Annotated in this window: 13 protein-coding genes; 7 read left to right on the top strand and 6 right to left on the bottom strand. The window is 62.6% G+C overall.

Annotated features, from left to right (window positions below; all coding sequences use genetic code 11):
• Positions 1–89 precede the first annotated feature (89 nt).
• Positions 90–488 carry a hypothetical protein gene (locus tag DFQ14_RS11650; protein ID WP_141921392.1) on the bottom strand — a complete coding sequence of 133 codons (399 nt, stop codon included), beginning with the start codon at positions 486–488 and terminating at the stop codon, positions 90–92.
• A gap of 282 nt (positions 489–770) precedes the next feature.
• Positions 771–3,089, bottom strand: coding sequence for a glycosyltransferase (locus tag DFQ14_RS11645; protein ID WP_114453248.1), 2,319 nt, complete (start codon positions 3,087–3,089; stop codon positions 771–773).
• 754 nt (positions 3,090–3,843) lie between these two features.
• Between DFQ14_RS11645 and DFQ14_RS22645 the strand changes: the two genes are divergently transcribed.
• The 3 genes from DFQ14_RS22645 (at position 3,844) to DFQ14_RS11630 (ending at position 5,068) form a co-directional block, all read left to right on the top strand.
• A complete protein-coding gene (locus tag DFQ14_RS22645; protein ID WP_114453247.1) occupies positions 3,844–4,095 on the top strand; it encodes a YDG/SRA domain-containing protein in 252 nt (83 codons plus the stop codon).
• Positions 4,096–4,583: 488 nt separating this feature from the next.
• On the top strand, positions 4,584–4,832 hold the full coding sequence (locus tag DFQ14_RS11635; protein WP_114453246.1) for a FitA-like ribbon-helix-helix domain-containing protein: 249 nt from the start codon (positions 4,584–4,586) through the stop codon (positions 4,830–4,832).
• Positions 4,829–5,068 carry a PIN domain-containing protein gene (locus tag DFQ14_RS11630; RefSeq protein ID WP_114453245.1) on the top strand — a complete coding sequence of 80 codons (240 nt, stop codon included), beginning with the start codon at positions 4,829–4,831 and terminating at the stop codon, positions 5,066–5,068. Before DFQ14_RS11635 ends, DFQ14_RS11630 begins: the two co-directional genes overlap by 4 nt.
• A gap of 308 nt (positions 5,069–5,376) precedes the next feature.
• On the opposite strand, the gene DFQ14_RS11625 is transcribed toward DFQ14_RS11630, so the two are convergent.
• The gene (locus tag DFQ14_RS11625) at positions 5,377–6,078 is read right to left on the bottom strand and encodes a GAF and ANTAR domain-containing protein (protein ID WP_246195794.1); all 702 of its coding nucleotides are present in this window, start codon (positions 6,076–6,078) and stop codon (positions 5,377–5,379) included.
• 272 nt (positions 6,079–6,350) lie between these two features.
• Between DFQ14_RS11625 and DFQ14_RS11620 the strand changes: the two genes are divergently transcribed.
• Positions 6,351–7,037: a DUF899 domain-containing protein gene (locus tag DFQ14_RS11620; protein WP_114453244.1), complete on the top strand. Its 687-nt coding sequence runs from the start codon at positions 6,351–6,353 to the stop codon at positions 7,035–7,037.
• A gap of 164 nt (positions 7,038–7,201) precedes the next feature.
• Here the strand turns inward: DFQ14_RS11620 and DFQ14_RS11615 are convergent, their stop codons facing one another.
• Both DFQ14_RS11615 and DFQ14_RS11610 read right to left on the bottom strand, forming a co-directional pair.
• Positions 7,202–7,714: a hypothetical protein gene (locus DFQ14_RS11615; protein ID WP_114453243.1), complete on the bottom strand. Its 513-nt coding sequence runs from the start codon at positions 7,712–7,714 to the stop codon at positions 7,202–7,204.
• An 81-nt stretch (positions 7,715–7,795) separates the two neighbouring features.
• Positions 7,796–8,359, bottom strand: a complete 564-nt coding sequence (locus DFQ14_RS11610) for a Dps family protein (RefSeq protein ID WP_158546692.1) — start codon at positions 8,357–8,359, stop codon at positions 7,796–7,798.
• A gap of 502 nt (positions 8,360–8,861) precedes the next feature.
• On the opposite strand from DFQ14_RS11610, the gene DFQ14_RS21865 reads away from it, so the two are divergent.
• The 3 genes from DFQ14_RS21865 to DFQ14_RS11595 all read left to right on the top strand — a co-directional run bounded on the left by DFQ14_RS21865 (position 8,862) and on the right by DFQ14_RS11595 (position 11,984).
• Positions 8,862–9,464: a universal stress protein gene (locus DFQ14_RS21865; protein WP_158546691.1), complete on the top strand. Its 603-nt coding sequence runs from the start codon at positions 8,862–8,864 to the stop codon at positions 9,462–9,464.
• Positions 9,465–9,852: 388 nt separating this feature from the next.
• Positions 9,853–11,103 carry a formamidase gene (fmdA, locus tag DFQ14_RS11600; RefSeq protein ID WP_114453240.1) on the top strand — a complete coding sequence of 417 codons (1,251 nt, stop codon included), beginning with the start codon at positions 9,853–9,855 and terminating at the stop codon, positions 11,101–11,103.
• A gap of 98 nt (positions 11,104–11,201) precedes the next feature.
• Entirely contained in the window at positions 11,202–11,984 is a 783-nt protein-coding gene (locus tag DFQ14_RS11595) for an AmiS/UreI family transporter (protein ID WP_257233651.1), read from the top strand.
• 15 nt (positions 11,985–11,999) lie between these two features.
• On the opposite strand, the gene DFQ14_RS11590 is transcribed toward DFQ14_RS11595, so the two are convergent.
• Positions 12,000–13,238, bottom strand: coding sequence for a PucR family transcriptional regulator (locus DFQ14_RS11590; RefSeq protein ID WP_246195795.1), 1,239 nt, complete (start codon positions 13,236–13,238; stop codon positions 12,000–12,002).
• Between the last annotated feature and the right edge of the window lie 159 nt (positions 13,239–13,397).

Raw genomic sequence — 13,397 nt, 5'->3', positions numbered from 1 at the left:
GGCGAAGCAAGCGCCGGACGCTATCTGTGGCCTACCCCATGATCGAAGGAGCCACCATGTGTCCACGCCGCCGACCGCATCCTTCCCTCCTAGGTGATCGCCTGATTCGACCGGACGATTCCCCGCACTTCGAGGCCATAGAAGTCAATGTCCACGTCGCGTGCCTCGAAGAGGAGGATAAGCTTGGCAGAGGTGGCCTTCCCCAGCGCCCCCTGAGGAAGGTCGTGCAGGTCTATCGGAAGCGATTCACAGCATCGCTCTCCGCGCAGCTCGATCTGGCCCGAACTCGCGTCGACATGCCCACCCGCGGGAAGACCGAGTCGCAGCAGAGCGAACAGCGACGCGGACTGGGGCGCCGCAGCATCCAGTACCGAAGTTATCTCGCCGAGGGCGCGCACATTAGACACATCGAGTTCTTGCTCTATCGCCAACCAGTGTATCGCTCCCATTCCTACGGGCGTAATTCGGTAGAAAGGATTGTCATCCACCGGTTTTACCGTGGACACACGTACAGTGCCCTGACCCAAGGCGGACCCAACCCAAAGCATGCCTCCCAAATGGAACGGCTGTGTCGACACATGGGGATTAGTATGCCACTCTTCGAACTGTGGGTCCGCAGTACTTGTCACATGCTTACCAAGACTTACGGAAGTCCGATTCGACACTTCTCTGCCAGAGGTTCTTCTTTTCACTGTCGATCAACTCATCCAATCGCACTGTCAGCCCAGCGCAACGCACCTAATACTATCGCGAAGGGACCAAAACACTGGTCACCGCCTCCGAGTGAGAACCGCCAATGGTCGCGTGATCGCGGTTCCCACTCGCCACGTTTCCGAAGCTCGCATAGTATCAATCGTCTTCTTGAGTTTCCTGACGGACGCAGCGAGACGATCCCTTTCGGCTCTCATTGGCGGCAATTGACTCTGCTTGCCAGCAACGTGGTAAAAATTGTTGGGGCCGTTCGCGTTGAGAAACGCCGCAATCTCGGCCCCCCATGTATTGTACAGATGACGATGCTTCGAAACTATCTTTTCATTGTTCAGGCTCCACAAGCCGGTCTTCGTCCGGAAAATCGAATCACCGCGAATTCGGTACCGGAACAGGGGCTCTGGAATCATTACTCCGCGGTGGCCACCAGCCAACAACGAGATTACGCCCTCCCAATCGTCCAGAAACATGCGAAGATCCGAGTCATGTTCGCCATCCTGCAAGAACGCCTCTCGCTTGTACACGAGTGACTGGCAATTGGTTTGATTCATGAGCAGCTGGATCGGTGGCTCAGCATTCCAGGTCGCCCAGTTACGAATCCGACCTTCCTGGTTGTAGTCCTCGATCCAGGCGCCCACGAAAGACACGTTCGCGTAGTGGCGGAGAATCCGTATCGCTTTCTCGTAATAGCGCGAGGCAACAAGATCATCGGGATCCAGCAGCGTGACCAAGGGCGCCCGGGCTTCCCTGACTCCCGTATTGCGCGCGTTCGCGACTCCTCCGTTGGGAATGTTCACGATCCGTAGCCGTTGTTCATCGAGGCCGTGGGTCTTGTGTAATTCGTCAAGACGGGCAATCGACGCCGGGTCATTGCTCCCGTCGTTCACGAGAACGATCTCAAGATTCTGGATGGTGCAGGAGGTAACGCTTTCGATTGTCTCGTCTACGAACTCGCCCATGTTGAAATATGGGATCACCACCGACAACGCAGGGCCCTCGTCAGATTCAGCTACCGGAAAAACACATGCCTCGTCAGGCGGTGATAGGAAAGGAAAGCTTTCAGGAAGACCTCCGTCATTGGCCTGGGACGGCCCACCATCGACCTCTGTGTGCTCCAACTCGCTGACGATCTTCTCTTTCTTAGTGAGGTAGAAATCGGGATCGCAACTGCTACGAACAGTCTGCATGGCGTTCTCCGCGAACTTTGCACGCTCTTCGGAGTTCAAGCCCATGGCTCGTTCCAGTGCGGAAGAGAACGACTTCGGGTCGTTCACATCGGCGAGAATGATGTTGTATCCGTCGGTCGCGATCTCCTTGATACCGCCGTCAACACCTGCGATGCAGACTTGTCCCTCACTCATTGCCTCGACGACGCTGTAGGGAAAGTTGTCGAAGTGCGATGGGTGAAGTTGCGCGAAGGCTGTTCTGGCGCGTGCCTTGATTTCCTCGCGCGGCACCTTACCCATCAGTTGGATCAGTCCCCTGTCGACCCACCGCTTGTACTGTTTCTCGATGTACGCGCTGTACATCGAGTCCGCAGGTTCGAAGTACTTGTCCTCACCGTAGACCAGGAGAGGAACCTCGACTCCTGCGGACCACAGGACCTGCATAGCTTGGATGGCTTGCTCCGGCCCCTTCCAGTGGGTCAAGCGAGACGCCATGTAGAAGTGGTCGAAATCTGCTGGCTGCTCCTCGGACTCATACTCTTCGACGAAGAACGGATTGTGGAGGACCTCTGCGCGACGGAATCGGGCCCCGGTCTCTTGGAGTTCATCTTGGAGCACATCGAGGATCGCCTGTGACGGGCCAATCACAAGGTCAGCACCAGCGAGGGCTTGCAGCTCCATCTTCCCGGTCCAGTAGTTCGGCAACCGATAGACGGGGACCTGATTCATCCGATTGATGATGTACGTCGGCGTATGGGCGTTGACAACAATAGGAATCTGAGCGAATCGTGAGTTCCCGCAGAGTTTCTGCTGAACGGTGAGCGTACCAATACCAAATCCGTCAGCGAATTCGATATAATTTGGCCGGGGTATATTTAGAGCTCCAGATTCGACCTGTACCATCAGCAGGTCAGCAAAGCGCTCGAACAGACGGGAGACGTTGACCCACCAGCCCAAGCTGTTAGCTTCCAGTGAGCGCCGGGGATTCAGGGAAACCAACAGAACGTTGTCGTGAAGGTATCGGGTTGTCATGAGACCGGACTGGTCGAACGACAACGTGAAGACTACCAAGAATCCGTCGTTACGCCGGCCGTATGCTTCTGCCACCACGCCCATGTAGCTGCTCAGGCCGCCACCAAACTCGGGCGGAAACTCAAAGGAGAAATACCAGGCGTTCATGCTCTTCTGCGTCAATTGGTCAGACAGCGGCCCCATTTTTACTCCTCTCGCTGCGGCGGTAAGACGTGTGCATCGCCGCACGGCACAACCGGATACTCATCAAATCAGACCGTCCCCAGGATCGCACTGCTGGGCCCTACGGATTGGCCGGGGTGGCAACCAACTCCGAAGATTTCGATAGGATTACAAATCAACATGGGAATAGTCACGATCTGGTTGCTGTTAACAATCTCCGCACCACCCAGCTAACGTGCACGTTTGTACATCTCGACGAGGGTGATCTCCGCTCAAACGTATGATATAACTCCTTCGTGACCTCGGGTCGGCGAGACGCTGGATTGCTTCTCCATTCGGCGAGCCGTAAGGATGCCACGGAGTGTTCCTTCCGTTCGCTCTGGTTGACTCGTATCGGTGAACATTCGTGAGGCCACCCCGGGCTGAGTCACGATGCGTGTACTGGACTAGGAGTTAGGTGCGGTTTTCCATGCCAACGACTGATCGACGTGTCGGCAACCGCGCCGGCAACTCGACTACGTCCATAGAACGATCAATGATAGTGCATGTCCCACCTTGTCGCCAATGACTGTCTTCGACACGGTCCTGTGGAAAAACACACCCAAGCCGAATACGAACGGAGAATCGAAGAGATGCGAGCGAAACATCCACGTCCGGAAAAGCGGGATCAAGCTACCTCAACAGGAAGGAGACGTTATCAACCACTCAAAGACATCGGCTACATAGCGGCGCTCCTGCTGCGTGACAAGCTGAATAAAATCAAGGGGCGGATACGGTGATCAAGCCGCCACACGCACCAGCCACCGGCTACCGCTACGGCGGTTTATTCCGAGTCGAGAGCGCATGGCGCGAAGCCGGCCGAAGCGGCTTTCAAGTCTGCCGTTACCGGCTGACACAGCTCGACACCACGGTACTCAGCCCAGAGAACCGTCCACCGCTCGCGAGACCACGAGTCGACCAGATGGCAACCACTCCTCCACCCGACGTACCGCAACGACACAACGGCTCGTACGGTCGACCGTGGTAGCTAACCACGTGAAGGACCTCCACGACCACACCTCCCAGACATGCCACGTACGCCTCACTGTCGGCAACTGCGGCTACTCCGAAGACGCCCACATCCAGGCACTTGGACGTCCCCACGAGGGTCCCGATATCCACCAACGTCTTGTGCCTATGCCCGAACTGCCACGTCCTGTTCAACGCAGGAGCCCTCATCATTGCTGATGACCTCTTGCCCATCAGCACCCAGCTACCTACAGGTACTCGCGGGCAATGCGCGGACACGGCCACGCACTCCGGTGATCCAAAGCTGTTACCACCTGCCGCCGGACGGCGACCTTGCACCATCGAACGGATCGCACGTCCCCACACGATCACCAGCGACCGTGCCCCGAAGACCTCGCCCGCTCTCGGGCAGCCGGAGGTTTGACCGCACGTGCTGCTGATCAGCTTCGACCCCGGTAAGACATTTGCCAGCATTGCTGTCAACGGCAGCGGAAAGAGGTGAACGCAGTGGCGACACTGACGATTCGCGGGCTCGACGACGAGCTCCACGCACGACTGCGTGTCCGCGCTGCCCAACATGGGCGCTCCATGGAGGCCGAGGTTCGGGCGATCCTGCAGGATCAGCTGTCTTCTTCTCCGCTGCCTGCCTGGGGACTGGGCAGTCGCATTCACGCCCGGTTCGCGACCATCGAGGATGCCGAACTCGATCTGCCCTCGCGCAGCGAGGCACCCCGCGCGGCGGCCTTCGACGCATGATCGTTCTCGACACCAGCGTTCTCTCGGAGTTGACCCGGCAGACTCCTGACACGAACGTGCTGTCGTGGCTGGACGCTCTGCCCACCGACGAGGTGGCCACGACAGCGATCACCGCAGCGGAGCTACTCCACGGCGTGACCCGCCTGTCCGACGGGCGCAGGAAAACTCTCCTGACCGAAGCAGTCCGAGCACTGATCAACGAAGACTTCCAAGGGCGCGCCGTCAGCGGCGAGTAACTCCACGATCACAATGCTCACGAGCCGGTTCTGACCGAACAGGACCCGAACGGCCAAGCTCTTCCCCGCTCGAAGCACCACGATGACAAAGCCATCGCCGTCATCCGGTGGCAGCACTGCGGAGAACGGTATGTCGCAGACGTCCGAGCATTCGGTCAGCGTGGCTGGTGTCGTCCTCGACGAGGCTGAGCGAGTTGCGATGACCGGTTGAACCTGCCCTCATCGGCTGAGTGCGCGGGTGCAGAGTTTCTTCTCTCCGTCAAGGGCGCCCCCTCCGGGGCCGCCGAGAGAGGCGAAGGGCGCGCCACTCACTCCGGGATCTCACCGGTTTCGGTCACCTGGCGGGCGATGTCGCGGAGCTTGACGTGGTGCTCCTGCGAGCTCTTCTTCAGCACTTCGAACGCCTGCTCCTCGGAAGTCTTGTGGCGATTCATGATGATGCCCATCGCCTCACCGATGCCCTGACGGGTCGCGATCGCCTCGTGCAGTTGCGCGTCGTTGCGGGCAGCGGCGAACGCCACCGCGGCGTGCGAGGCGAAAATCCACCCCACCTGTTCGGAACGCTTGGTGAACGCGTTGGGGCGCGAGGAGTAGAGATTCAGAGTACCGAGGCGGTCCCACGCGGTGAACAGCAGGAACCCCATCATGCTGCCGATGCCGAGAGCACGAGCCTTCGGTGCGTAGCGCGGCCAGCGATCCCCACTGCCGCCCATGTCGGCGATCCGGTAAACCTCTTGGTAGTTCTCGGCCACCTCGAAATGCGGCCCCTCGCCCAGCTCGGCCTGAATCCGATCCGACTCCCGGCCCAGATCACCGGTCGATGCCACAGTGCTCAGCTGCCGATTGGCGTCCAACACCACAATGCTGGCTTCCTGACATCCATCGATCCGCAGCGTCGCATGGGCGGCGATCCGATCCAACGTGCTGCCCACCGAATCCTGTGCGAGCAGATGACGAGCCATATGCGCAAACGAGGTCGCCAACCCCTCCACGTCGAATTCGTCCGCCACGGTCACCTCCCTGCAGCTCGCCCCTCATCACAAGCTATCGCGAGACACGGGACCCAACGCGCACGGACGAGCGGTTCGCCGCAGGCCCCTGTATGCGGCCTACCTGGGCGACTACCTGCGGAAGGCGCTCACGGGCATGGTGCCTGCGGTCTTTCCGGCAGGTACACGACCTTTCGATCGGCGCGGCCGGTCACCGATGAGTTCGTCGCCCGGGCAGGGTCCATACCTGCAAACCGCAAGTTGTGCACACGACCATGATCGGGGGGGGAGCCATGGCCACCAACGCACTACCGCCCGTCGTCGACGCCGATACCTGGCAGCGCCAACTCGACGCACTGCGCGACCGGGAAAAGGCCGCGACCCGAGAACTCGACGCGATCGCCGCGCAGCGCCGCCGCATGCCGATGGTCACGATGCCCGACTACACCCTTGAGGGCGAGCAAGGGCAGGTCCGGCTGGCGGACATCTTCGGCAGTGCGTCGCAGCTGATCGTCTACAACCACATGTGGTTCCCCGGCGAGCAGTGGCAGTGCCCGGGCTGCACCGGGTTCACCTCACAGTTCACCCGATTGGAGTTCCTGGACAACTACGACGCCCGGTTCGTCATCGTCACCCAAGGTCCGATCGACGAGGCACTCGCTTACAAGCGGCGGGTCGGGAACACAATGACCTGGTACTCCACAGCGAACAGTCCCTTCGGCACCGACGTCGGTGCACCGCCCGGCGGAGGATTCGCCGTCAACGTGTTCCTGCGCGACGGCGGCACCGTGTATCGCACCTGGCACACCAACGGCCGCGGCACCGAGCAGCTCAGCCACAGCTTCGCACTGATCGACCTGCTGCCGTACGGGCGGCAGGAGGAGTGGCAAGACTCGCCCGAGGGCTGGCCGCAGTCGCCCACCTACAGCCGGTGGGCCGCATCCGAAGACATCGCCGCGCTCTACGGCTCGGATGCGTGAGTGCGCCACCTTGCCGTGCAGAGGCTCGATCGAGACCGAGAGGAGATCGCCGGCATCGCAGCCGAGGATCGGCGACCGGTACAGCCGGGCCGGTTGGATGGCACGATCCCACCGTGAGGTCGGCCGGATCGACGGAAGAGCTTTCTCGACCCGGTGATCGGGGATCATCGAGTCCGGACCGCTTTCCAATCAAGCAGCCCGTCGTGCTGCCCGGATCGGAGCCAACGGTGTACCCGATTCTGTATCACCACCTTGGACAGGAGCCACCCGTCGATCGAAGGTGACAGCAGGAGATCGTGAGCACGGACCGGGCGGCGATGCAACCATGTGCTCAGGCGCCGATCAAGGATTTCGGCCCCCAGCAGGAGATCCCCGTCGCGATGAGCGAATCTCCGCAGCTTCACAGCGCTGGTCAGCTGCACCCACTCGGGGGGCAGGCAGGCCAACGCCGCTGTCGGCAGGAACACCTCGCAGCCTCCCAGGAGAGCCACCACCCCGGCGACCAGGGGATAGCGGCACTCACCCGGGCGCACCACAACATCTCGCACATGCCCCAAGTGCTGTTCTTCCGGACCGAGCACTGCCCTGCGCAGCAGCCACAGCACTGACAGTGTCGGGGTGGGGCGCGCCGTCACGGTCGTATTCCGGTATTCGGCCCAGTGCGCTTCTGCCGTCATGACGTGTCCCTTCAACAGGAGCGAGTGACGCCGAGAGAGGGCGTGCCGCGGTCTCGAGCAAGGTCCTTCCGTGTCGACGAGTTACTCGATCAGTTCCCGCATCTGTGCCTCGGCAATGTCCACCACGCGGGGATCCAGCAGCTCAGCGCTGATCCGGTCGCCGCGCTCCCGAAGTACGCAAGCGCCCGCACGGGTGCGACGTAGAGCGATATCGTGCGCCTGCAACAGGCGAGCGACCATGCTCTGGACCGATTCCGCCCCGTCCGGAGGTCGTGGCACGCAGGTGAGTTCGGCGACGCGCCACGGGTCCGCTGCGGCAACGCCTCCGGCGAGGTGGATCCGTTCGGCCAACTCGTCGGCCAGAGCGAGCTGCTGCTCGGCATGCCCGGCCAGCATGGCGCCCAGGTGAGGGGCCATCGAACGAGCGACCCGGTGATGTTTTCGACACAGGGCGGACAGAACCTGGCAGTCGGCGAGGACGCGGTTGAGCCAGTTACGGACGAAGATCCGCGCCTCCTCCTGCCGACCATTCGACCAGGCCCCGTCGAATTGCTTGAGGCCACGGCCTTCACCGTCCGGCCGGTTTTTCGTCGCCGTCAGTGTGAATTCGGCATCGGGTGTCTCGAAAAGGTCGGTGGGACGCACAGCAACCTCCCGCAGTCATCAGGGTCTGTCCGCCAAGAAAGCGGAGGCAGTCTCGCCCGGTCCGCATGACGTGATGGAGTCCGTGTGCCGGCCCGGTGACTCCTATTCTTCTCGAATCGGCCGCTCCCGTCGCCGGTCGTGTCCGGCCAACAAGGTCGGCATCATGCTGCCGACTCCCGGCAACGCCACGAGGAGCGGTCCCGAGCGGCCTCGCGAAGGAAGTGGTACTCCAGCCGGTGGTCGCACGGCGCTTTTGTTCTTCGATTGCCGGTGTCCGGCAATACCCCGTGAAGGCACGCTTCCGGCTGCGGACCTGGCCGGATCGCCGAATCGACGACAGACTCGAAACCACAGAGGTGACGAGTTCCTGTCCTGCGAGCGGTTTTCCCGCACGATTTTTCGGCATTGCTGCCTGCCTGCGTGCCGACTCCGCGGAGGACCGCTCGAGGCAACCGCTGTCCCGTGCTCGGGCAAGAAACGTGCGAGAGGGAATGGTGGAGAGATGTCCAGGGTGATCATGGTCGGTATCGATGGTTCGGTGGACTCGACCACGGCACTGCGCTGGGCGGTCGGCCATGCGGCGGCACTCCGCGCCGTGGTGCGAGCGGTCCATGTCTCGACTCCACCCGGGTACGGGTTGCTGCGGAGACGCCCTCGGGGGCCGGAGGCGAATCAGGTCCACGACGCAGCGAACGCCGAGACCATCCTGAGCGAGGCACCGCTCCGTGTGGACGGGGAATCGGTGGTGGTGGAGCACCGGAAGGTCGAGGGGAGACCGGGGCCGGCGCTGGTCGATCTCGGCCGCGACGCCGATTTGCTCGTCATCGGAGCCACCGGAAAGCAGCAGGACACGATCTTCCCCGAGTCGTCTCTGGGCTCGACCACGCGCTACGTCGTGCGTCACGCCGCCTGCCCGGTGGCCGTCGTCAGACACTCGCACATGCACAGTGCTCCACACCGGTCGAAGCCGGAACCAGCCGATGCAGTGCCTGTGCCGGACACCGGCCGGGGGCATCGGGACACGCATGCGGCCGGAAAGGATCACCAGTTGCGGCAGAGTATTTCCGCGAGGCCTCTTCAAAAGTTGCCCTCCATGTACTCCTGAGGCACACTGAACTCACTTCCGGCACGCCAAACCAATATCCACGTATCCATTGTTCTTCTCGATCAGGGGTGATAGGTGTGGTGGTATACGGGTTTCGGTGCGAGGCATGCGGCGAATTCGAAGCGCGCTTTTCCCTGGGGAATGCGCCGGCCTCGTGTGCCTGCCCACACTGCGATTCACCCGCATTCCGCGTCTACCACGTCGCTCACTTGAGAAATTCGGTGCCGGCGCCGTTGGCTGCTGCACTGCAGCGGGAAGAGGCCAGTCGGGATCATCCCGAAGTGGTCCGCTCCGTTCCGCGTTGATCCGTCTGCGGTAGTCGTTTTGTTCGCGGCTCCGCAGGAGCGCATCCGATTTTCGATATCGGCCACGAAAGAAGGAAATGGAAATGCCTGAGACAGTATTTCATGTCGATCAATCGAAGTCCATGCGGGATCAGGCGGTTCCGGGGCACAACCGCTGGCACCCTGATATCCCACCTGCCGCGCAGGTTCGTCCCGGCAGCGAGTTCCGCATCGAATGCAAGGAGTGGACCGACGGGCAGGTCCGAAACGACGACTCCGCCAACGACATCCGGGACATGGTGCTGGACTACAACCACATGCTCAGCGGACCTGTCGGAGTGGCCGGAGCGGAACCCGGTGACCTGCTTGTCGTCGACTTTCTCGATATCGGCCCTGCCAGCAACATCGAGGTCGCGCAAGGGCGGGAAGCCGGCCAAGGCTGGGGGTACACCGGTATCTTCGCCAAGGAGAACGGCGGAGGGTTTCTGACCGAGCACTTCCCCGACGCGGGTAAAGCGATCTGGGACTTCCACGGTCAGCAGGCCACGTCGCGGCACCTGCCGGGCGTGCGTATCACGTCGAACATCCATCCGGGCCTGGCGGGCTGCGCTCCGTCGGAGGACCTGCTCGCGAAGTGGAATCGACGCGAGCGGGCATTGATCGATACGGATCCGAACCGCGTGCCACCGCTCGCATTGCCTCCCCTGGAGTCCGGGTCCCTCCTGGGCGGACTCTCCGGAGAGGCGCGGGACCGCGCTGCACGCGAAGGCGCGCGGACGGTTCCGCCGCGCGACCACGGCGGCAATGTCGACATCAAGAATCTGAGCATCGGCTCCAGGGTCTATTACCCGGTGTACGTACCCGGTGCCAACTACTCCATCGGCGACCTGCACTTCGCGCAGGGCGACGGCGAGATCAGTTTCTGCGGTGCGGTGGAGATGGGCGGTTACATCGATGTGGGAGTGGACCTCATAAAGGGAGGCATGGACGCCTACGGTGTGACCATGCCGATCTTCGAGCCCGGTCGGCAGGAACCGCGCTACACGGAATTCCTCACCTTCATCGGAATCTCGGTGGACGAGGACGGCGATCAGCACTACATGAATGCCACGATCGCGTACCGGCGCGCGTGCCTGAACGCGATCGAATACCTCAAGAAGTTCGGTTACAGCGGCGAGCAGGCCTACATCATCCTGAACGCCGCACCGATCGAAGGCCGGGTGAGCAGTATTGTCGACATTCCCAACGCGTGCTGCTCCCTGTACCTGCCCACCGAGATCTTCGACTTCGATATCCGGCCGAGCAGCGCCGGGGCCGCGAGAGCAAGCCGAGGCTCCTTGGCACAGGCTAACTAGGGAGGCCATGTCCGCGGCGTCGTCCCGTGTACGCACATCGATTCCGCCGCAGGATCCGAAAGGTAGCGGGATCCGGGAAGTACTTCGAAACGGGTTGGGTGGCGTCGCTGTACGGCTTCACCGGCCGGCGGCGCCACCCGGCCCTGAGACACAGCGAGCGGCTTCGAGTCATCGCCGACGGGGGGTGGGGAACGATGTTGCTGGGCATCGTTTTGCTGTATGTGGGTGCTGTGCTCGGGATCAACGGTATCTGGCTTGTCGGCCAGGCCCGCGCCGCACGTGCAGCGGCCTCAGCCAGCACGTCCGCAGAGCCCCAGGCGGGTCCGCGTCTCGGCCAGGAGGCGAAGCGTCTGGAGCGCGAGGAGGAACGCGTATCGGGTCCGGAACACGGCGCCGCCGAAGAAAAACGTTCCAGCTACATTCAAAATCGTGAGATCTCGGTCATCAATTTCTTCACCGGTGGCCTGGGTGCGATTATCGCCATCATCTCCTTCACCCTGGGGGCGGTGTACGACGATGATGTGAGCATTGCCACGGGAGGATTTGTGTTCCTCTTTGCCTTCACCTACCTGTGGCTGGCTCTGAATCAATTTCTCGAGGCGGGCGGGCATGCGTTCGGCTGGTACTGCCTGTTCGTTGCCATCACGGCCGTGCCCACCGGCGTGTTCACCCTGGTGAATGCGGAGGGCCACGCCGGGTCGATCTGGCTCGGGATCGACTGGTTCGCCTGGGCGGTGCTGTGGTTCATGTTTTTCATGCTGCTCGCCCTGGAGCACCCCATCGGGCGCCTGACCGGCTATGTGACGACGATCATCGGCATCGGGACCGCTTGGGCACTCGGATATGCGCTACTGCAGGGGCAAGTGTCTTTGGCCGGGTAACCACCCGCTCGGGATTCAGTCGCCCACGGCGGGCAGCTCCCGCTGGGGCCAGCCGAGCAGTCTCGCGCCGAGCACCGTCGCATGCAGGGTGAACCTGTGCGCCGGATCAGTCGGGTCGTAGCCGGTGAGTTTCCCGACCCGGTCCAGCCGATAGGTGACGGCGCGTACCGACAGATGAAGTCGGCGTGCCGTTTCGGTGGCCACGCCTCCGGTGGCGAAGTACGCCTCCAGGGTGGCAAGCAGCGGCTCGGCTCCGCCACGGGCTTGGAGAAGCGGTCCGAGCACGGCGTGTACCAGGTCGGCGATGGCCGGCTGATCGCGAACGAGCACACGGTAGATGAGCAGTTCCTCCGCGTGGATCACCGAGGTTTCCCAGTTCAGCCTCTCGGCCATGGTGAGCGCCTCGCGGGCCTCCTCGTAGGAACGAGCGATGCCGTACGGGCCCGGGTGGGAGCGTCCGACTGCGATCTGCCATGGTCGGCTGCGGGACAGGCGGCTGAGCTCGGCGTGCATGAGTGCGCCGAGGTCCTCGCCCGTGCTCGGTGGTGCGGTGCCTGCTGCGTCCGCCTCGGCTGCGGGGACGAGGACGACCAGCGCACCCTCTTTCGTGGCGACCAGCACGTCGCGGTCGCCGAATGCGTTCAGGATGGCCCTTTCCAGCGAACCTGCCGTGGTTTGCTCCTCGGGTGACCGGTCGCGGGACATGGCCAGCGCGACCCGATGGGTTCGGGTGAGGTCGAGTCCGAAGGGTTCGGCACGCTGTACCAGGCTTCCGACATCGGCATCCCCGCGCAGCAGGTCGTCGACCAGTTCCCGGCGCAGTGTCTCCTCCCACCGAACGCGCTGCCTGCGAGCCTCCGTGTGCCCCTCGGCGAGGGTTGCGACCGCGTCGGCGATCACACGCAGGAATGTCTCGGCGGAGGCGCGGATGGCCTCGCTGTCGCGCGAATGGGCGACCATCGGCAATTGCTGCCACAGCCGCCACGTCGCCGAAAGATAGAGTTGCACCACACTTCCCGCCGACACACCCAGCTCGGCGGCCCGCTGCCCGAGCAATCTCACCACTTTGAGTTCGGATCCCCTCGGACGGCGCCCCGTGGTGGCAGCTTCGACCAGCAGCGTCAGGTAGTCACCCAGCAGTTCCACCGGTACTCCGCCCGCTGCCCGGCCGGCGGCCTCGGCCACTTGCTCCAGCCAGGCCGTCTCGGATTCGGGCGACGTGCGCCGGTGCTCTGCACCATCGTCGCTGTCCAACCGCCGCTCACTCCCACTGCCGACCCATTACACGCTCACTGCCGATTCTGGGGCACTGCACCGGCGGGGCGACACGTGCTTCCCTGCCGGTCGACGCGGTCGTCGCAGCACACCAACTACCAGGCGCTCGATCGGCCTCCCGGCGTGTCGGCCGGTCCG

This window comes from Halopolyspora algeriensis, assembly GCF_003337235.1.
Lineage (GTDB): Bacteria > Actinomycetota > Actinomycetes > Mycobacteriales > Pseudonocardiaceae > Haloactinomyces > Haloactinomyces algeriensis.
This window is presented reverse-complemented; position numbering and strand designations above follow the sequence as displayed.

Bases quoted from the DNA above. Each gene is read 5' to 3' on its own strand.
- fmdA (WP_114453240.1), top strand. From the start codon at position 9,853: ATGCCTGAGACAGTATTTCATGTCGATCAATCGAAGTCCATGCGGGAT.
- DFQ14_RS11645 (WP_114453248.1), bottom strand. From the start codon at position 3,089: ATGGGGCCGCTGTCTGACCAATTGACGCAGAAGAGCATGAACGCCTGG.
- DFQ14_RS11615 (WP_114453243.1), bottom strand. From the start codon at position 7,714: ATGACGGCAGAAGCGCACTGGGCCGAATACCGGAATACGACCGTGACG.
- DFQ14_RS11620 (WP_114453244.1), top strand. From the start codon at position 6,351: ATGGCCACCAACGCACTACCGCCCGTCGTCGACGCCGATACCTGGCAG.
- DFQ14_RS21865 (WP_158546691.1), top strand. From the start codon at position 8,862: ATGTCCAGGGTGATCATGGTCGGTATCGATGGTTCGGTGGACTCGACC.
- DFQ14_RS11630 (WP_114453245.1), top strand. From the start codon at position 4,829: ATGATCGTTCTCGACACCAGCGTTCTCTCGGAGTTGACCCGGCAGACT.